Here is a 19,386-nt window from a genome sequence, read left to right as displayed (position 1 = left end):
ACTTAGTCAAACTTCCTTACATTGTCAGACCTGCTTAATCAGACATTTTTCAATCAATGTCCAACGACAGAACTTTCACTGATACGCGCCCCAGATTTAAAGGCGTGCGAATGATATGACCAAGCTATTAAAAATGCGACTGAAAGTAAGGCCAGCAGAGACCAAGGGAAAGAGCTAACACCTACTGAATCAAGCAGTATCCCGCCAACGATTCCTCCGCCGGCAATAGCTGAATTCCATGCAACAACATTCATAGAAAGCGCCACATCAGCACCACTACCTGCAGCATCGGCCAATGCGGTTTGCAAAAAGGTGGATGCGCCTCCAAAAGTGATGCCCCAAACTACGACACCGATATAGATAATTTCTGGAGATTGAGCACCAAATCCAAATAGCAAAGCAATTAAAGCGAATGCTAAGAGACTTGTTAGAATTGCAATCCGTAAATATCGGTCCACCAGCATGCCTGCAAACCAAATACCGACAAGGGCCGCAAGACCAAAGGTAAGTAGAACTAAATCAATTCGTTTCCCAAGCCCTGCTTGCTCCACAAACGGTGCAATATAGGTATAAAGAATATTGTGGGCTAACATCCATGTGATAACCACGCAAAGTACTGGTCGTACCCCGGGACTCATGAATACTTTCTTCAACGGTAAGCGCTCGTGAGCGGACTGCCCAGGATAGTCAGGAACTTTCGCTATCACCCAGACGATCAAGACAAGTGCCAAACCTGACATGACGCCAAATGCAGTTTGCCAACCGATAGTCGCTCCCATAAATGTGCCAAGAGGTACACCCAAAGACAAAGCAAGAGGGATACCGACCATAGCGACAGCCATTGCACGGCCTTGCTGATGGGGCTGGACCATCCGGCGCGCATAACTAGCTAATAGACTCCAAGCAAGTCCAGCTGCAACACCCGCGAAGAAGCGAGCAACCAATGTTAGAACATAGTTGCTTGATAAAGCGGTAACCGAGTTGAAAATGAAGAAACCGAAGATGGTCAGCAGCAGAACGTTACGCCGCTTCCAGCCACGTGTCGCAATTGTCAAGGGAATGGCCGCAAGCAAGGATCCCAAAGCATATGCCGTTACCATTTGACCTGCTATAGCCTGGCTGATTTCCAGACCTGCACTGATCTGAGACAGCAGCCCCGCAGGCAATGTCTCTGTGACAATACAAATGAATCCGGTCATGGCCAATGCGAGCAGTGCCGACATAGGTAAGCGATCCGGATCTTCATTTGCTTTATTGAGAGAGTTATTCACAAAAAAGTTATCCTTTAAAAAATTGGTGGGTTACACGTTGGCACTTATGTGCCTGTATAGTTATATATCGATCGATACAAATGTATAGCAAGCTACCAAGTCTTGTCAATGATTTATGTATCGAGTAGTATATAAGTCATAGATGAAATGGAGACAAAAATGGCAAAGATGGGCAGACCTAGAACGTTTGATCGCCAGAAAGCGGTTGTGCAAGCTATGTATATTTTCTGGGAGCATGGCTACGAAACGACTTCTCTAAGCCAACTGAAAGCTAATATTGGTGGAGGGATTTCTACACCAAGCTTTTACGCTGCATTCGGTTCAAAGGAGAAATTATTCAATGAAGCTGTACAGTGCTACTTGGAAACTTACGCATGCGTAACAGACGCTCTATGGGACGACGAGATTTCACCCAGAGACGCTGTTGAGCTTACGCTCCGCCGCTCGACAAAAATGCAGTGTGAATCAGGGCATCCAAAGGGATGTATGGTGTCTTTGGGGACAATGAGTGCACCTTCGCCAGAGTTTACTCACGTTGCTGAACCACTTGCCGCCTCGCGATCACGAACGCTTCAAGGGTTTGTGCGATGCGTCGAACGCGCAATAACTATGGGTGAACTGTCCAAAAAAACGAATGCTAGATCTATGGGAATTGCCTTTAATAGTTTCCTTCTTGGTGTATCGATTTTAGCTAGGGACGGAGTGGATGCCTCGGATCTCAACGATTCCATTACAGAATTAATGAAACTATGGGATATTGAATTGTGTCAGTCAAAATAGATACATCATCCGGTAAAGAGCACTGACAATCCCTGCCAAATGCTTTAATCGGGTAACCCGAGTCTCTAACCTCACAGCCCCTAAAAAACTCCCTGCATGCGGCTCTGCACAGGGCATTCCCTTAAAACATTTAAAATACAACAGCACTTCCCAGACTTCACTAGACAGTTTTTAACTCACAATAGTACGATTCTTCAAATTTAGCATGTGGCACACCCCTGTATTTAATGCTGCTTTTCATTAAGTTGTCATAAATAGTTAATAGTGTACGCACAGTTATTTAAAGGAATTTAATTTCATGCGCGTGTCATCATTTACCCGACTACTAGCTATTTTATTGGCATTAGCCAGCCTGCTGTTAGGCGGAACTTTGTACTGGGCAAGTCAAACATTAGTTAAACTTGAACAACAAGACCAATCTTATAATCAATTAAAAAACAAAATACTTGTCGATTTAAAAGGCTTGCTTGAAGACTATTTAGCGCAGGGCGATAGCCAGTATTTAGGGCAAGCGGCGGAGCTTATTAGCCAAGTAAAAAATACCCAGTTGGCCACTTTACCAAGTGACTTAAAACAGCAATTAGATACGCAATTAACTCAGCTTGATACCGATATAAAGGGTAAATACCGTGCCTTGGGTAAGCTCTCAGGTAATGAAACCGCATTGCTTGATAATGCGCTTAGGCAAATGGCGGGTTCTGCTTCTTCTTTAATTGGTTATGCCAACAAAGCGGCGCAACTAAATACACATGCGCCTGATTATTATCAGCTTGCCAGCGATTACTATCGCGAAGTCACAACTTTATCGTTATTTACTTATCAATTATTGCTTAGCTTTGATGAAGATACGCAAGCTAATTTGCAGCAAAGTATCACTAACCTAAATCGTTTAGCGCAGCAGATAGATAACCTTGAAAACCTTGGGGTGATGAGTGAAGTTGATGAAGATAGTTTGTTTATCGACGAAGAAGCTGAAGATTTAGCCGATGAAATTAAAGCAGAACTTAGTAGCTGGCCAAATCGTTACCCTCGAGATTTAGAAAATACCATTGCACAAGCTCAGCAACGTCAAATTGGTATGCAAGCGCTGCGCAAACAAATTAGCACGCTTTCAGGAACGGTAATAAACGCTGAGCAGCAACTTAAAACCGAGCAAGGTATTTTAAAACAGCAAGTGCTGGCGGTGTTTTGCATTGCCATCGGTATGTTGGTGGTACTGGCCATTGGTGTTTACTTTGTGCAGCGTAATCAAGTGTTAGCACCACTTAGACAGTTACGAGATGGTTTTGCTTTTTTAATTGAAAGCAATGAGCTAAAAAATATAGTAAGTAAAAACCCAAAAACCGAAGTGGGTGAAATCGCAACTTACTTTAATCAGCTAATTGAGCGGCAGCGCCACGAAGCTGATGAGCGCGCGCAAATGCTAAAAGTGATTAATGACTTTATGCAGGAGATGAGCGAGCACTTACATTCAATCAGTGAGCAAACCGATGCCAGTCACCATCAAGTTGAGCAAAACCAAGAATTATTGGCTGATATTCAACAGATAGGCGAACAAGTTAATGATATTAATGGCAAAGTAGCTGATAACGCGAAACACACTTTTTCAGCAATGGAACAAAGCTTAGGCTTTGCTGAAAATATGCTAAGTGCCAGCTCGAATACGCAGCAGCGAGTAGGCCAAGGTTTACACAGCCTACAAGAGCTACTCAGTGGCGTACAAGATGTAGGACAAGTTATTGAAATGATCCGCAATATTGCCGATCAAACCAATTTACTGGCACTTAATGCGGCTATTGAGTCAGCCCGTGCTGGTGAGCATGGCCGTGGCTTTGCGGTGGTTGCTGATGAAGTACGTAAGCTGGCTCGGCAAACTCAAGGTTCATTGAGTGATATCAATAATCAACTTAATTTACTCAGTGAAAACTCTAGTATGGTTTCAACGCAAATATCAGCGCTTGCAGAGGATGCTCAACAACAAACAGATAATGCCCAAGAGCTTAAACGTAACTCTGAAGGGGTGGCTGATAATGCCCAAGATGCTAATAAAGTCGCGTTTGAAGCAATGGAGTTAGCAAAACAACAAAATGCATTGTTAGATAACTTTAGTCAGTCAATGCAAAGCATGAAAGGCCAAGTGAGTGAATCTAGCCTATTAGTGGCCGACATTCATCAACGTTTACAACAGCAAATGCACACTATTCGTAGTAGCTTAGGGTTATAGTGAGCGGTATGCACGAAATTCATCGCATTGTAATTACAAGCACACTACACTTAGCTTTCATATTAAAGATTAAGGAAAGAACATGATTTCTCAAGGCCAAGTATTACCAGCAATCAGTCTTACGCAATTAACCGAAGACGGCATGAAAACACTGACTAATGACGATTTATTCGCTGCCAAAAAAGTGGTGTTATTTGCTGTTCCTGGTGCATTTACACCAACGTGTTCTAATTCGCATTTACCTGAATTTATTACCCTTGCTGATAAAATTAAAGCCAATGGCGTTGATGCTATTTACTGTGTATCAGTGAATGATGCATTTGTTATGAAAGCATGGGGTGAAGCACACAATGCCGAGCACATTGAAATGCTTGCCGATGGTGATGCCAGCTTTACCAAAGCACTTGGTTTAGATAAAGACACTGCCGGTTTTGGTGGCGTTCGCTCAACCCGTTATGCGATGATTGTTGAAAACCAAACCGTAACTGGTTTGTTTGTTGAACAAGATAAAGAGTTTGTAGTAAGTCGTGCAGAAGCTATTTTAGAACAATTGTAATAAAAAAAGCCGAGTAAAACTCGGCTAAAAATCACCAGGGGAAACTGGTTCACCAAAGCGCGAGCGTCAGTACAACTGAAGCTCGCGTTTTTAGTTCTTACGGTTGGTATTGCGCATCAAGCGTTAAACCGGCAAAGGTTTTATACGCATTCACACTCATGTGCCAAGTGCCAGCTTGTGGATTGCTGAACGTACATGTTTCAGCGTTACCATTTTTGTAAGGGCGACAATCATAGCTAGAGCTGGTTGGTTGACTGCCAAATTTAACGAATAAGTCAGCATCACCAGAGCCACCAGACGTTGTTACGGTAAAGCTTGCCATACCCGCTGGCACATCTAAGGTATAATGTTTCCATTGCCCAGCACTTGCTGTGATATCAGAGACAGTTCCACCTCCAGCTTGTGGATTACCTGTACCACCAGAGGTTGTTAAATTACCTACTAAGCTCACATTTGCGTAAGCTGAGTAACCGCTTAGCATGACATGGTATGTGCCTGCTGTTGGATTATCGATAGAGCACTCTTCATTGTTGCCATTTTTATATGGACGACAATCATAGGTTGATGTTGTTGGTGCGCTGCCTGCACGTACATACATATCTGCATCGCCACTACCGCCACTCATAGTGAAAGTAACATTTGAAGCGCCGCTTGGTACGGTCATAGTATAGAAAGTAGTACTGCTTGCGCTGCCGCTTAGGCTCGTTAGTGCTTGGCCATCAAGTAACTCATTACCTGTTGGTGGTGGCGGTGTTGTACCACCTGCTGCGGCAACAGCTGCTGCTGCATCAACAATACCAGTACCACAGTTATTACATGATGCTGCAAACGAACGTGTGGTTGATTTTAAAATGCTCTCAATTTGATCCGGCGTTGCATTTGGCTTAGCTTGTTTGATCAGTGCTGCAACACCCGCAACGTGCGGCGCAGCCATTGATGTACCTTGTGAGTAATGGTAGCTATCACTTGAAGGGCTTGATGAACCTGAGTTATGAGTTGAAAGTACACCTTCCGAATCATTCGCAAAACTTTGCGCACCACCTGGTGCAGCAACATCGATAGATGTGCCATAGTTTGAGTAGTAAGCACGGCCACCGTTACGGCCAACCGAAGCAACATTCACTACGCCATTACAGTTGCCCGGATTGTAGTTGTTGGCATTGTCGTTATCATTACCAGCAGCAATAACAATTACAGTGCCGTTATTACGTGCTTGGTTAATCGCGTTTTGTGTGGTTGAACTACACGAGCCGCTGCCACCTAAACTCATATTGATAACATCAGCAGGGTTCGCATTACTAGGTACGCCAGAAACAGAGCCGCCAGACGCCCAAATAATACCGTCAGCAATATCTGATGTTAAACCACCACATTTACCAAGCACACGCACAGGGACAACTTTTGCGTCATAAGCAACGCCGGCAACACCTTCGCCATTATTGGTGACTGCCGCAACAGTACCTGCCACGTGAGTACCATGCCAGCTAGAGCTTTGTGCGCCATGAGTGTAACCACATTCGTTAGCGCTGATCGCATCACCCGGATCGCGCGCATCGCTATCACGAGCGCCCCCATCATTAGCAACAAAGGTATCAGAGATCATATCGTAGCCAGGTAAAATATTGGCATTAAGATCGATATGTGGGCGATAACCTGTATCAAGTACGGCAACAGTTACACCGCTACCTGTGGCAGTATCCCACGCTGTTGGTAGGTTCAACCCGCCAGCTTGCTCATAATAGTGCCATTGATCGTCATAACGTGGATCATTAGGCGTGGCAAATGGTTTTAACATTTGGTCTATTTCAATATATTCTACGTTGCCAGAAGCTATTACTTCTTGCATATATTGTTGTGCTTCGTCTGCACTCAGTTTTTTATTTGCACGCATTACATGGTGGTTGTTCAATGCCATTGCACGAACATACTGCGCCTTAACATTACCTTTTTTGCTGGTAAAGTTTTTAACAAAGCCTTGCGCTTTTTTGTTCATCATTAATGGGCTAGTTTCAGCAGCCGACATCGTGCTCATTTCATCAGCGTTATTTTTATATTTGATGATAAAGCGTGTGCCAAGAGGATCTTGGCCCTGTAGTTTTGCTGTGGTTTCTGCCATTGATGGCATCATCGCTTGGCTTGGATTTGCCATACTAGTCGTTGCAGCAAATAACGTGCTTAACGTTAGCGCTACTGCACATTTTTTAAATGTTGTTGTTGTCATAATGATCCCTAGATTGTTATGGTTTACTCCACGATGGATTATCGTGAAGGGGAACAAAAGTAAATGATCTGTTAAAATAGTTAAAATAACGTTTTATTATTAATGTCTCTAATTTAGTTATATGAGGATGTTTATATGGCTAAATACGCTTTTATGGTTTTTGTTATGCTACTTTATTGGTTATAAAGTATTAATTAATTTGTAGGTTCGCAGAAAGGGGATTTATTTTTTCACCCTTTATTGTTAATAATTAAATAGTGAAATACCGCTCAGTTTGTACTTTTAAATTTGCTACAATTGCAGAAATTTTCTGATGAGACGAACAAATGACCCAAGTAGATGTAATAGTGATCGGTGCCGGCGCCGCAGGTTTAATGTGTGCAGCGCAAGCAGGTTACCGTGGCCGCAGTGTTACAGTACTTGATATGGGCAAAAAGCCGGGCCGTAAAATTCTCATTAGCGGCGGCGGACGTTGTAACTTTACTAACGAAAATGCCAGCCCTGAAAACTATTTATGTGGTAATCCACACTTTGTTAAATCGTGTTTAAGCCGTTATACCCAGCATGATTTTATCGAGCTGGTAGACAGACACGGTTTGGCGTACCACCATAAAACCCTTGGGCAATTATTTTGCGACAACAGCGCGCAAGATATCGTTGATATTTTATTAACTGAATGCGAGTGGGCTGGTGTGAATGTGGCGCTTCGTAACGAAGTGCTAAGTGTTGAAAAAACAGATACTGGCTATCTAGTGAGCACCGAGCAACAATCATACAGCTGTGAGTCACTGGTTGTTGCCGCTGGTGGCTTAACCATGCCAAAATTAGGCGCAACACCAATAGGCTATAAAATTGCTGAGCAATTTGGCTTAAAAGTATTACCAACCATGGCAGCACTTGTGCCATTTACTTTGCATCAACATGATAAAGACCGCTTTGAAGGGTTATCGGGTATTAGCGTGTCTTGTATCGTCAGTAGTGAAGACGGCACAAGTTTTAAAGAAAATATCCTGTTTACTCACCGTGGTTTATCAGGCCCCGCCATATTACAAATCAGCTCATTTTGGCGAGCAGGGCAAGCAGTTACCATCAACTTGCTACCAGAGCTTGATTTAACAGCGCAACTAGCAATATGGCGAGAAACCCAAGCACAAAAATCATTAAAAAATAGCCTCGCCACTATTTTACCAAAACGCTTCGTTGAAATACTTCACGAAAGTAAAGCCATTCCAGATTGCAATGTAAACCAGCTCACCCATAGCCAAATTGACGAGCTCGCTAATTACATTCATAACTGGCAAATTAAACCCAACGGCACCGAAGGTTATCGCACAGCGGAAGTAACCCTAGGCGGTGTAGACACCGACGAACTCAGTTCAAAAACCTTTGAAGCGAAAAAAGCCCAGGGCCTGTATTTTATTGGTGAAGTTACCGACGTAACAGGTTGGTTGGGGGGGTATAACTTCCAATATGCTTGGAGTTGCGGTTTCGCGGCAGGGCAGTATTGTTAGTGACAAAAATTAGAATATATCGAAAATAAAGCAAACATAGCATAATTTTGTGTTTGCTTTATGTTCAACAACAGATTAACATGCGCTCGTTCAATTGTTCAGCACTTACCCTAAGTGTTGGATTCATCAACTAACTGTGAAGGAGAAAATACTATGACAATTACATCAACATCCTTTGCAGGTCTTATCCGATAAGAAACTTGTTACTTAAACACGCTGTTATATATTAAGTACATTTAGGTAAGTATTGCGTTTAAACGCGTTCCTTTCGTTTGATTTCAAAATAGATCCAGACCTGCCAATTCGTATTTCGTTTTAATCCTATTTTTCTAACAAAGAAAAAGGAATTGGTATTATGGGCAAATCCGTCCAAAAAATAACTGATAAAGTTAGCCTTATTGCGTCTGCTGATACGTGGATTGAAGGGCTGGCAATACAGCAACTGATCAAAACATCAGAGTTAAATGGTATGCAACGTGTTGCGGGCATGCCTGATTTACACCCAGGTAGAGGGTATCCTATCGGGGCTGCATTTTTCACTACCAACAAAATTTACCCTGCATTAGTGGGTAACGATATTGGCTGTGGTATGGCGCTGTGGCAAACCACAGCAAAAGTAGCAAAAGTAAATCTAGATAAACTTGCCAAAAAATTTACACATATTGAGCTGCCACTCGATGAAAGTTGGCTCTCAATCATAGAAAGTAGCAAAGCGGCAAAAAATATTACTACCAAGGGTTATGATAGTGCCTTGGGCACCATTGGTGGCGGTAATCATTTTGCTGAGTTTCAAGCTATTGATGAGATATACAATCAAAGTGCCTTAGATGAGTTAGGGCTAAGTAAAAAGCATCTTCAATTATTGGTTCATTCAGGCTCGCGTGGGTTAGGGCAATCAATATTGGTTGAACATATAGCGGGTCATAATCACGATGGCTTATGTGAAGGTGATGCTGACTTTAAAGATTACATGAGCAAGCATGATGAAGCGGTGCGCTTTGCAGAGCTTAATCGTGAGTTGATTGCTAAGCGGTTTTTAGAGGCTATACGAGCCAATGGTGAGTGTACCTTAGATATTAACCATAATTTAGTATCGGCTAAAAATATTAATGGTTGCGATGGCTGGTTACACAGAAAAGGTGCAACACCGAGTGATAAAGGTTATGTAGTGATCCCTGGTTCTCGTGGTGATTACAGTTATCTTGTAAAACCAGTATTTACAGCGTTGAGTGATAATGATCTAGCTGTGCAGGAAAGTATCAATAGCAGTTTATTTTCACTTGCGCACGGCGCGGGGCGTAAATGGCAACGTGGTGAATGCCATGGCCGATTAGGCCATAAATATAAGCGCGAAGATTTATACCGTACAGCGTTAGGTAGCAGAGTTATTTGTGGTAATAAAGAATTGCTATACGACGAAGCACCCCAAGCGTACAAAAAATGTGAAACGGTTATAAGTGACATGGTTGATGCAGGGTTAATAGAAGTGGTCGCTAAGTTACGACCCGTTTTAACCTTCAAAACAAATGGAGGTTGTTGATCATGATATTACTGCAATTATCAGCAGGGCAAGGACCTATTGAGTGCTGTAAAGCTGTCAGTTTAGCGTTAAAAAAGATTAAAAAACAATGCCTAGTACAAGGTGTAAAGCTTGAGATTATTGAGGCTGTTAGCGCAACCGAACGAGACTGTTTAAAATCGATTTTATTGCAACTTGATTCAACAGCCAATAGCAAGGCTAAGCAATTAGCTCAGTCATGGCAAGGTACTATGTTGTGGGTGTGTCAAAGTCAGTATCGGCCTAAGCATAAACGTAAAAACTGGTTTTTTAGTGGGCAACTGTTCGACATTGATGAAAGTAAGCTTGATAAAGGCGTAACTTTTCAAACATGTCGCGCGTCTGGTGCAGGCGGTCAACATGTTAATACCACTGATTCAGCGGTCAGAGCAACCCACACAGCAACGGGTATTTCGGTACGTGTTGAAAGTGAGCGTAGTCAGCATGCCAATAAGCGCTTAGCAAGTGTGTTGTTGTTTCAAAAACTAGAGCAACTAGCATTAGACAAAATGGCTCAGCAAGAAACAGTACGTTGGCAACAGCACTGGGAAGTTGAACGTGGTAATCCTGTAAAAACATTCATAGGTGAAAAGTTTGCTTTAAACCATGACTGCTCAGTTAATGAAGGAGTATATAATTAATGAAGGAACATAGCGTAACAAATGTGCTGTTTATATGTAGTCGCAATCAATGGCGAAGCCCAACGGGTGAACAAGTATGGAAAAACCACCCAGAGCTCGCTGTTAGCTCAGCAGGCACCAGTCCTAATGCAAAGAGAACGGTGAATGCCAAAATGATGCAATGGGCTGATGTCATATTTGTTATGGAGCAAAAACACAAAAATAGACTTAAAGCGCAATTTGGATATTTATTAACGTATAAAGATATTCAAGTATTAGATATTGCTGATGAATACCAATATATGGATAAAGAGTTAGTAAGCATTATAAAACAAAGCGTTGGCAGCTATTTAGGGCTAACTTTAGCGTAGCGTTTTTTATCTTTTTTGTGAATCGGTACGAACAAGATAAAACATTCGCGACTAAAGTCGTTCTTACGTGATATAAGTACTCGTGTGAATGGCTTTAGTCACCAATAAAAGCTCTTTGCGACTACAATTTGAGCAGTTAGCTTGTTGATTGTTAAAATAAAGGTTTTTGCTAGTGACAAGCCAGTAAAAACTTTTTATACTGCAACCCGCTTTAACCGCTGTGGTGGTTAAACGCTTCAAAAATTTAGCCTTTGTTCAAAAAAACAGAAGCTAATACAAAATGGCCCCTTAGCTCAGTTGGTTAGAGCACACGACTCATAATCGTTAGGTCCCCAGTTCGAGTCTGGGAGGGGCCACCACTTTTCAAAGCTTTCCAAGTAAATACCGACTAACAGAAATTATACTGTGTTACCTCTGTGCTACTTTTTAAAATTGCAAAAGGTGACTAACTATTACCTGTTTCTAATCGGCAAAATAATTCAAGCGTGGAAAGTAAAAAAAAATTGATGTACCTTTTTATTTTTATTAAATGAGGGAATGTTATGTCAAATAAAATTAAGATCGCTCGATGAAAAAGTTATTAATTTTATTACTCCCAAGTACATGTTTTGCACAGTTTTCAGACTTATCGTTATGTGAAAACAAACAAACTATGTTGGGAATGGATTTTTATACAAATTGTGTGGGTGTCGCAGATGCCTCAGTACAAAAAATAGAATCCGAGATAACTACTAAACAGCTATATGACTTCATCACTATTGGCATTAAAGACGTTAGCATTTTAGAGCAACATCTTTCAGATGATATGCTAGGCAGAGTACATGCATTAATATCGATTGATCCAAACCCACTTTACTATACTACTGTTGGTAATAATATTTTAGTCAAGACCAAAGAAGGGCTTAATATTTTTGAGAAGCACGATGGTTATTGGTTACAAAAACTAGTCTCTGACAAACAAAGTAAATAAATCAGTCGTTAGATGTGTTGTAGCTTTGCATTTTTTGTAATGAGTGTCACTAAAGCTAGTGACACTCATTATGAGTTTATTATGTCTCATTGCTATGTTAAAAACAGTTTTAAGCACTGTGATTAAACAATAAACCTGAGCTGGTGTTTCCTGCAGACGTAAATAAACTTCCCATCAAGGTTGATACGTTCTTTTTTACGCTAAGTTGGATCGTAACCAGCTCTTTGTCTAACTCTTTTTGTAATTCAGCTTTTTGTGCTTGTTGTTCTGCTGTTGAAAGGCTGCTGTCAGCTTCAAGTGCGCGTATTTTTTCTTGCAGTTCTTTAATGTTTTTAATCATTTGTTGCTGTGTACTTTCTACCGTCTCATTGTTGTCAGTTTTATTTTCAGCCGTGTTTTCATCGTTATTCTCCACTTCAGTGGAAGAAGTTAGCTGTTCTTTGTCATTTGTTTGTTGTGTGCCTGCTTGTATTTGCTTTAAATAGTTTGGATCTGTAAGAAGTGATGAAGGTATATTTGTTAGGTTCATTGCGTGTCCCGAGCGGCAAAAAGTTGACAAGTTCTTTGATTTAAAAAGTTAATGCATTAAGTGTTCCATATTTGGGGGCTTGAAACATGGTTTCTATTATTCAAAGTGCAGCGTTAGGGGGGATTTGCATAGTAAAATACAATGCAGTGATAAAGAGATACTTTACTTGTTTACGTCAGTACTAGAAGCAAATACATTAATTCTATATTTATAACTGTTTAGCTATGCTTTACTAAACTGATGGTAATGATTTTTTAAGCTCTAACATCATCATGTACGCGCTAGCTCCTGATATTTTGTATGGGCTGAATTCACTTGATCCTGAAAATTTCAAATTAATTTGGGCACTTAGCTTTGAAGTAGGTACATAGCCCATTGACCAGTTTGAAAATTCGCGAGTATTTATTTCGCTGTAGTCGAGTAGGATGATTTGTGTATGCCTTTTGTCATTTAGAATTTTATTGTAGGTTTTATTTACGTTGGTGCGAGAGCCTTCAATGCACTGCAAAAAATAGTTACGGTTAAAACAGAGCATGCCAGTTATATCGTTTTTCTCATTATTTGATGCTGCTTTTTCAATGATTTCTTCCAGCGAGGCCGGGTTGAAGTGCTCTGTTTTTGTGCTAGCGTAAATAAGTCGTGTGAGGAACATAGGCTACAATTCTAAATAAAGTTCATTAGTGCAATTAACTATAACGTAGATTTAATAAAGCGCTCACAATTTAACTCTGTATGGCAGAGTTAAGGTAAGGCTGGTTTTCTCTTTTAATTCAACTAGGCTAATAAATTAGACTAAAACGGGTTTTATTACATGAATGACAAACTAACAGAGTGTGAAAAAATCTTTTGTAATAACTGTAAAGACGAAGCAAGCTTAGGGTTTGATTTCACAATGGCATTTCAGCCAATTATAAATTGTAAGGCGCACACTATTTTTGGCTATGAAGCCCTTGTGCGTGGGATTAATGGTGAGTCTGCCTATTCTGTTATTTCAAAAGTAAATGAGGATAACCGTTATACTTTTGATCAACTTTGTCGGATAAAAGCGATTGCTTTAGCCGCTGAATTGGGAGTTGATTCTATGCTTAGCATCAATTTTTTACCCAATGCTATTTATAAGCCTGAGCGGTGTATTCGTACCACCTTAGAAGCAGCTAAAAAATATAACTTTCCTACGCAGCGAATTATGTTTGAGTTTACCGAAGTTGAAAAAATTACGGATAGCGCACACATAAAGCGAGTCGTTGAGTACTATCAGTCATTAGGTTTTACAACCGCTACGGATGATTTTGGAGCTGGTTACTCGGGACTTAATTTATTAGCTGATTTTCAAACGGATATTATTAAGTTCGATATGGAACTGATCCGTAATATTGACTCAGACAAAATACGCCAATCAATAGTTACCCATAGTTTAAATATGCTCCGTGATCTAAATATCACTCCGCTAGCTGAAGGGATTGAGACCCTTGCAGAATATACATGGCTAAAATCCGCAGGTATTGAGTTAATGCAAGGGTATTTATTTGCTAAACCTGGCTTTGAGAGTTTACCAACCGTTGATTTTATTGACTATTGATCACTCTTTGGTAACGCCAATGACAGTAAGGCTGCCAGCGCAATAAAGCAGCTTGAGATCCATAAGCAGGCTTCAAGTCCATATTGTTGATACACCCAGCCCGATAACACTGTACCTATCAACCTGCCCATGGCGTTGGCCATATAGTAAAAGCCTACATCTAACGATACGCCATCACTGTTGGCGAGGCTAACGATTAAGTAACTGTGTAATGATGAGTTAATAGCAAATACAGCGCCAAATAGCAGTAAGCCGATAATAATAGTTGTTTGTATATAAAAGTCGTAACACAGGGCGATGGCAATTAATGCTGGTATGGCGGTTAAATAACTGGCCCATAAAAAGGCGCTACGACCATTAGGTACTTGCCCAGACTTTTTACCAGTAAAAGCAGGCGCAAAAGATTGCACTATGCCATAACCAATAACCCAGCTTGCCATAAAGCCACCAACCCACCAATGCTCCCAGCCAAATGTTGCAGCTAAAAATACTGGTAGTGCCACTACAAACCACACATCTCTAGCACCAAACAAAAATAGCCGTGCAGCAGAGAGTACATTTATTGCTTTGCTTTTTGAGAACAGCTCACTAAATTTGGCTTTATTTTTAGCTTTGCCTAAGTCTTCTTTTAAAGCAAAGAGGCTAAATAGCCAGACCGCAGTGAGCATAATGATCATACTAAGAATTGCGCCGTGGAACTCCAGTAAGTTAAGCAACAAGCCACCTAAAAAGAAGCCAACCCCTTTGAGTGCATTTTTAGAGCCGGTTAAAATAGCCACCCATTTATATAGCTGGCCTTGCGCATCTTTTGGTACTAGGAGTTTTATCGCACTCTTTGCGCTCATTTTGTTGAGATCTTTGGCTATTCCAGATAGTGCCTGTGCTGCCATAACATAAATAACGGTGAGGGCATCAACAGGTACCATGAGCATGGCTAAAGAAACTATTTGTAAGCCCAAGCCAATGTTCATGGTTTTATTGAGGCCGAACCGAGCGCCAAGCCATCCGCCCACTAAATTAGTGATCACACCAAAAATTTCATAAAACAAAAATAACATCGCTATGCTGAGTGGGCTGTAACCAAGCTGGTGGAAGTACAGCACTACAAGCATACGCAGTGCACCGTCAGTAAGGGTAAACGCCCAATAATTACCGGTAATTATTAAGTATTGTTTTATTTGTGGCGGAAGAGCTTTTAATCGATCCACGGTTTTATTCCTTGTCTGCTAAACCAACTTTACGCACAAGTTCAGCTGTACGGTTTGCATAACCCCACTCATTGTCGTACCACACGTAGAGTTTTACTTGTGTGTTGTTGATCACCATGGTTGAAAGTGCATCAATAACACTTGAACGAGGGTCAGTTTTATAATCGATAGACACTAGCGGGCGTTCTTCATAGCCCATGATGTCTTTAAGCTCACCTGCGGCTGCATCTTTTAGTAAGGTATTTACTTCATCAATCGTTGTGCCACGCTCAAGTTCAAACACACAATCAGTGATAGATGCATTAGTAAGTGGTACGCGAATCGCGTGACCGTTTAATTTGCCTTTTAACTCAGGGAAAATATGCGTGATAGCTGTTGCTGAACCTGTAGTGGTAGGAATTAAACTTGTGCCACATGAGCGCGCACGGCGTAAGTCTTTATGTGGGGCATCAATAATTGTTTGAGTATTGGTTATGTCGTGTATCGTGGTGATTGAACCATGTTTGATACCAATCTTTTCATGAATAACTTTAACCACAGGAGCTAAGCAATTGGTTGTGCATGATGCCGCCGTGACGATTGGGTAAGTATCTTTATTATAAAGGTGGTCGTTTACACCCATTACAACATTTAAAATACCGTCTTCTTTTACCGGAGCTGTCACAACAACGCGCTTTACGCCTTGATCTAGGTAAGCTTGCAGTAGTGCTTTTGTTTTAATTTTACCAGAAGCTTCAATTACCACATCGCATTGTGACCAATCAGTCTCTTGTGTTTTAGTATTTTGACTAAAGCCAATTTCTTTACCGTTTATAATAATGGCATTGTCGGTGTGGCTTGCTTCGTGATGCCACTTGCCGTGTACAGAATCAAATGTCATTAAATGGGCGAACGTTTCAGCATTACCTGCAGGGTCGTTAATATGAACGATTTCTATATCATCCCAATCAAAAGCCGCACGCATTGATAAACGGCCCATACGGCCAAAACCGTTAATACCTACTTTTATTGTCATGGTTAAGTCCTTAATTTTATAATTGCGAGTTAAAGTAATTTAGTTGCTGTGTGTTTATTAATGCTTTGGGTCTGATCAATTGCACGTGTTCAACAATGCGCGCCGCAGGCCAGCCATAGGCTAATAAAATAAGCGCAATCACTAAACCTGTGCGGCCAGTGCCGCCTTTACAATGCACCGCAATAGTTGCTTGGTTCTTTAGTGCGTTTAGAATGGCCTCTTTATGTTGTAACCACTGCGCTTCAAACTCTTTATCGGGGGCATCATCATCTAATATAGGCAGTTGCAGCCAAGAGATATCATGCTCTGCGCAAATAGTGGATAGCTGCTCAATGTTATTTTTAGCAATCTCATGGTCATACATTAGTGTAAGTAGCATGCGGGTGCCGGCTTGCTTAAGTGTGATCACTGACTCTTCGAGGGATGCTTGTTTGGTACCAGGGCAGGGCGTAAAAATAAGCTTTGCGCCATTATCTAAAGTTAATGTGTCAAACGGGTGAAGTTGCATTGTAAAATCCTAGATTAGCGACAAAAGCCGGTTTTACTTGGACGGTTACGCATGTTCGCGAGATGGTCTAGGTTGTTAGCTATCAGTGTGAGGTTGTTTTCAGTTGTTTCACTGAGCACTTTTTTGATCCATATAGGTAGGTCCGGGTTAATACGATAGAACACCCATTGGCCATGCTTTCTATCTGTGATAACACCCGCTCGCTTTAAAACAGCTAAATTACGCGACACTTTTGGTTGGCTGTCTTCTTGTAGCGCTTCCATTAACTCGCATACACATAGTTCACCGTGATAATTAGTCAGCATCAGGGTTTTTAAGCGTATGTCGTCAGTTAAGCACTTATAAAATGAAATAGGATCAATAGTAACGGTATCAAGTTCAGAGATTTGTTCATCGATACGCTGGCTTGATGCCGTCTTATTATTAGGCTGGTTTTTGCTTTCTAAAAGTAGAAACATCGACAAGCGATTATTTAATTCACTTAATGTGGTCGCAAAAGGGTTATTACAGCGTCGCTCTTTAGGATCAGGAAAGTCCCAAGCTAATTGTGCTTTGGCGCCAGGGAAGTTACGGCATTCTTGATTTGCTTTATCACAAAGGGTAATAACAAAGTCAAACTCTTGGCCTGAGAACTCATCGACACTTTTAGATTTAAGGTCATCTATAGTCAAACCAAACTTTTCAAGCGCATCTAAGGTACGAGGGTCAATCAATTCTGGTAACGTGCCTGCACTGGAAATATCAAATAGCTCGCCCGCTTTGTGACGAAGTAATGCCTCTGCCATTTGCGAGCGAGCAGAGTTACCAGTACAAAGAAATAAAACAGAACGTTTAGTTGAAGTTTGATTACTCATAAATAACGCCTTACATTTAATATACGATAAAGTGTATATTCGATTTTATGTATATTCAAGTGTGAATGTGCTTTCTAAAGTAATAATTTTAGTTTTTATTAGGGGGAATCTTAGTCAGCCATGAAGTTAACTTGGTTCTTGGGGCTGTTTTGTGACTAGTTTAGCTGTGTTTTTATACCGTTCGCTTGAAAAGCGTACCAAATGCTAATTAAATACAAAAAACTTCATAAAAACGCTTGCGTAAAATTCGCGGCGCCCTATAATGCGACCCCACTGAGACGGCAGACAGCAACGCTTAGCGAGGCAAGAGTCACTTAGTAAGTCGAGTAAAACTTGAGTTTAGATTTTTTAGAAAGTTTAAAATTAAGTGTTGACAAAAAAATAGGAAAGCGTAATATGCGCAGCCCTAGCGACGTAAAGCAAAGCGCTTTAATCGCAACGTTCTTTAACAATATAAAGCAATCATCTGTGTGGGCACTCGTACAGATTGAGTTCTAACAGTCGAACTACTTAGGTAGTAAGACACAAAATTTAGAGTCTCAATGTGTTTTCTCGAAAGAGAAGCTGAGTGACCAACAGAATAGTTATTTTAATAATTATTCAGCACAGTCAATTCAATATCGAAAGATATTAAATAAATTCAGAATTCATTGAGCGTGTCGGCTCTCTTTATGGGAGAAGACAGAAAAAACTTTTAATTGAAGAGTTTGATCATGGCTCAGATTGAACGCTGGCGGCAGGCCTAACACATGCAAGTCGAGCGGTAACAGAGAGTAGCTTGCTACTTTGCTGACGAGCGGCGGACGGGTGAGTAATGCTTGGGAATATGCCTTTTGGTGGGGGACAACAGTTGGAAACGACTGCTAATACCGCATGATGTCTACGGACCAAAGTGGGGGACCTTCGGGCCTCACGCCAAAAGATTAGCCCAAGTGGGATTAGCTAGTTGGTAAGGTAATGGCTTACCAAGGCAACGATCCCTAGCTGGTTTGAGAGGATGATCAGCCACACTGGGACTGAGACACGGCCCAGACTCCTACGGGAGGCAGCAGTGGGGAATATTGCACAATGGGCGAAAGCCTGATGCAGCCATGCCGCGTGTGTGAAGAAGGCCTTCGGGTTGTAAAGCACTTTCAGCGAGGAGGAAAGGTTAGTAAGTAATATTTGCTAGCTGTGACGTTACTCGCAGAAGAAGCACCGGCTAATTTAGTGCCAGCAGCCGCGGTAATACTAAAGGTGCAAGCGTTAATCGGAATTACTGGGCGTAAAGCGCGCGTAGGTGGTTTGTTAAGTTGGATGTGAAAGCCCAGGGCTCAACCTTGGAACTGCATTCAAAACTGACTCACTAGAGTACGAGAGAGGTTAGTGGAATTTCCTGTGTAGCGGTGAAATGCGTAGAGATGGGAAGGAACACCAGTGGCGAAGGCGACTGACTGGCTCGATACTGACACTGAGGTGCGAAAGCGTGGGGAGCAAACGGGATTAGATACCCCGGTAGTCCACGCCGTAAACGATGTCTACTAGCCGTTGGAGGTCTGCGTTTGATCAGACAGACTTACGGTATAACACGGCGGGTAACTCACCAAATTCATCGCTGTGAGTATACTGCTC

At 41.5% G+C, this 19,386-nt stretch carries 17 protein-coding genes, 1 tRNA gene and 1 rRNA gene; 11 read left to right on the top strand and 8 right to left on the bottom strand.

What is annotated here, in order from left to right:
* Positions 1-53: 53 nt before the first annotated feature.
* Positions 54-1,271, bottom strand: coding sequence for an MFS transporter (locus tag V7783_RS15585; RefSeq protein ID WP_335679496.1), 1,218 nt, complete (start codon positions 1,269-1,271; stop codon positions 54-56).
* Between the two features lie 159 nt (positions 1,272-1,430).
* Here V7783_RS15585 and V7783_RS15580 point away from each other — a divergent pair, with 159 nt between their 5' ends.
* From V7783_RS15580 to V7783_RS15570, 3 genes are all read left to right on the top strand, one after another.
* Positions 1,431-2,051, top strand: coding sequence for a TetR/AcrR family transcriptional regulator (locus V7783_RS15580; RefSeq protein ID WP_089110248.1), 621 nt, complete (start codon positions 1,431-1,433; stop codon positions 2,049-2,051).
* 298 nt (positions 2,052-2,349) lie between these two features.
* Positions 2,350-4,275: a methyl-accepting chemotaxis protein gene (locus V7783_RS15575; protein WP_335679495.1), complete on the top strand. Its 1,926-nt coding sequence runs from the start codon at positions 2,350-2,352 to the stop codon at positions 4,273-4,275.
* A gap of 82 nt (positions 4,276-4,357) precedes the next feature.
* On the top strand, positions 4,358-4,831 hold the full coding sequence (locus tag V7783_RS15570; RefSeq protein ID WP_335679494.1) for a peroxiredoxin: 474 nt from the start codon (positions 4,358-4,360) through the stop codon (positions 4,829-4,831).
* Between the two features lie 97 nt (positions 4,832-4,928).
* Here the strand turns inward: V7783_RS15570 and V7783_RS15565 are convergent, their stop codons facing one another.
* Positions 4,929-7,052, bottom strand: a complete 2,124-nt coding sequence (locus V7783_RS15565) for a S8 family peptidase (RefSeq protein ID WP_442961384.1) — start codon at positions 7,050-7,052, stop codon at positions 4,929-4,931.
* Between the two features lie 326 nt (positions 7,053-7,378).
* Between V7783_RS15565 and V7783_RS15560 the strand changes: the two genes are divergently transcribed.
* The 6 genes from V7783_RS15560 to V7783_RS15535 all read left to right on the top strand — a co-directional run bounded on the left by V7783_RS15560 (position 7,379) and on the right by V7783_RS15535 (position 12,082).
* Positions 7,379-8,563 carry an NAD(P)/FAD-dependent oxidoreductase gene (locus V7783_RS15560; protein WP_335679493.1) on the top strand — a complete coding sequence of 395 codons (1,185 nt, stop codon included), beginning with the start codon at positions 7,379-7,381 and terminating at the stop codon, positions 8,561-8,563.
* 355 nt (positions 8,564-8,918) lie between these two features.
* A complete protein-coding gene (locus V7783_RS15555; protein WP_335679492.1) occupies positions 8,919-10,103 on the top strand; it encodes an RNA ligase RtcB family protein in 1,185 nt (394 codons plus the stop codon).
* 2 nt (positions 10,104-10,105) lie between these two features.
* On the top strand, positions 10,106-10,762 hold the full coding sequence (gene prfH, locus V7783_RS15550) for a peptide chain release factor H (RefSeq protein ID WP_335679491.1): 657 nt from the start codon (positions 10,106-10,108) through the stop codon (positions 10,760-10,762).
* Complete coding sequence (locus tag V7783_RS15545; RefSeq protein ID WP_335679490.1) at positions 10,762-11,112, top strand: low molecular weight protein tyrosine phosphatase family protein; 351 nt, start codon at positions 10,762-10,764, stop codon at positions 11,110-11,112. The genes prfH and V7783_RS15545 overlap by 1 nt, the downstream gene beginning before the upstream one ends.
* A 282-nt stretch (positions 11,113-11,394) precedes the next feature.
* Positions 11,395-11,471 (top strand) — tRNA-Ile (locus V7783_RS15540).
* A gap of 209 nt (positions 11,472-11,680) precedes the next feature.
* Positions 11,681-12,082: a hypothetical protein gene (locus tag V7783_RS15535; RefSeq protein ID WP_335679489.1), complete on the top strand. Its 402-nt coding sequence runs from the start codon at positions 11,681-11,683 to the stop codon at positions 12,080-12,082.
* Between the two features lie 109 nt (positions 12,083-12,191).
* On the opposite strand, the gene V7783_RS15530 is transcribed toward V7783_RS15535, so the two are convergent.
* Both V7783_RS15530 and V7783_RS15525 read right to left on the bottom strand, forming a co-directional pair.
* Positions 12,192-12,611, bottom strand: a complete 420-nt coding sequence (locus V7783_RS15530) for a hypothetical protein (protein WP_335679488.1) — start codon at positions 12,609-12,611, stop codon at positions 12,192-12,194.
* A 232-nt stretch (positions 12,612-12,843) separates the two neighbouring features.
* The gene (locus tag V7783_RS15525; protein ID WP_335679487.1) at positions 12,844-13,263 is read right to left on the bottom strand and encodes a BLUF domain-containing protein; all 420 of its coding nucleotides are present in this window, start codon (positions 13,261-13,263) and stop codon (positions 12,844-12,846) included.
* Positions 13,264-13,422: 159 nt separating this feature from the next.
* Here V7783_RS15525 and V7783_RS15520 point away from each other — a divergent pair, with 159 nt between their 5' ends.
* Entirely contained in the window at positions 13,423-14,190 is a 768-nt protein-coding gene (locus V7783_RS15520) for an EAL domain-containing protein (RefSeq protein ID WP_335679486.1), read from the top strand.
* Here the strand turns inward: V7783_RS15520 and arsJ are convergent.
* The 4 genes from arsJ to V7783_RS15500 are packed head-to-tail and all read right to left on the bottom strand — an operon-like array spanning position 14,184 to position 17,775.
* The gene (gene arsJ / locus V7783_RS15515; RefSeq protein ID WP_335679485.1) at positions 14,184-15,398 is read right to left on the bottom strand and encodes an organoarsenical effux MFS transporter ArsJ; all 1,215 of its coding nucleotides are present in this window, start codon (positions 15,396-15,398) and stop codon (positions 14,184-14,186) included. The genes V7783_RS15520 and arsJ overlap by 7 nt on opposite strands.
* 4 nt (positions 15,399-15,402) lie before the next feature.
* The gene (locus V7783_RS15510; protein WP_064668623.1) at positions 15,403-16,413 is read right to left on the bottom strand and encodes an ArsJ-associated glyceraldehyde-3-phosphate dehydrogenase; all 1,011 of its coding nucleotides are present in this window, start codon (positions 16,411-16,413) and stop codon (positions 15,403-15,405) included.
* 16 nt (positions 16,414-16,429) lie between these two features.
* Positions 16,430-16,921: a phosphatase domain-containing protein gene (locus V7783_RS15505; RefSeq protein ID WP_335679484.1), complete on the bottom strand. Its 492-nt coding sequence runs from the start codon at positions 16,919-16,921 to the stop codon at positions 16,430-16,432.
* Between the two features lie 14 nt (positions 16,922-16,935).
* Positions 16,936-17,775: a metalloregulator ArsR/SmtB family transcription factor gene (locus V7783_RS15500; protein ID WP_335679483.1), complete on the bottom strand. Its 840-nt coding sequence runs from the start codon at positions 17,773-17,775 to the stop codon at positions 16,936-16,938.
* A gap of 695 nt (positions 17,776-18,470) precedes the next feature.
* Here V7783_RS15500 and V7783_RS15495 point away from each other — a divergent pair.
* A 16S ribosomal RNA gene (locus V7783_RS15495) occupies positions 18,471-19,386 on the top strand; the annotation flags it as partial.

The sequence above is a fragment of the Pseudoalteromonas sp. genome (assembly GCF_036960685.1).
Classification (GTDB): Bacteria; Pseudomonadota; Gammaproteobacteria; order Enterobacterales; family Alteromonadaceae; genus Pseudoalteromonas.
Note: the sequence above shows the minus strand (reverse complement) of the source record. Positions and strands in the feature narration are given on the sequence as shown.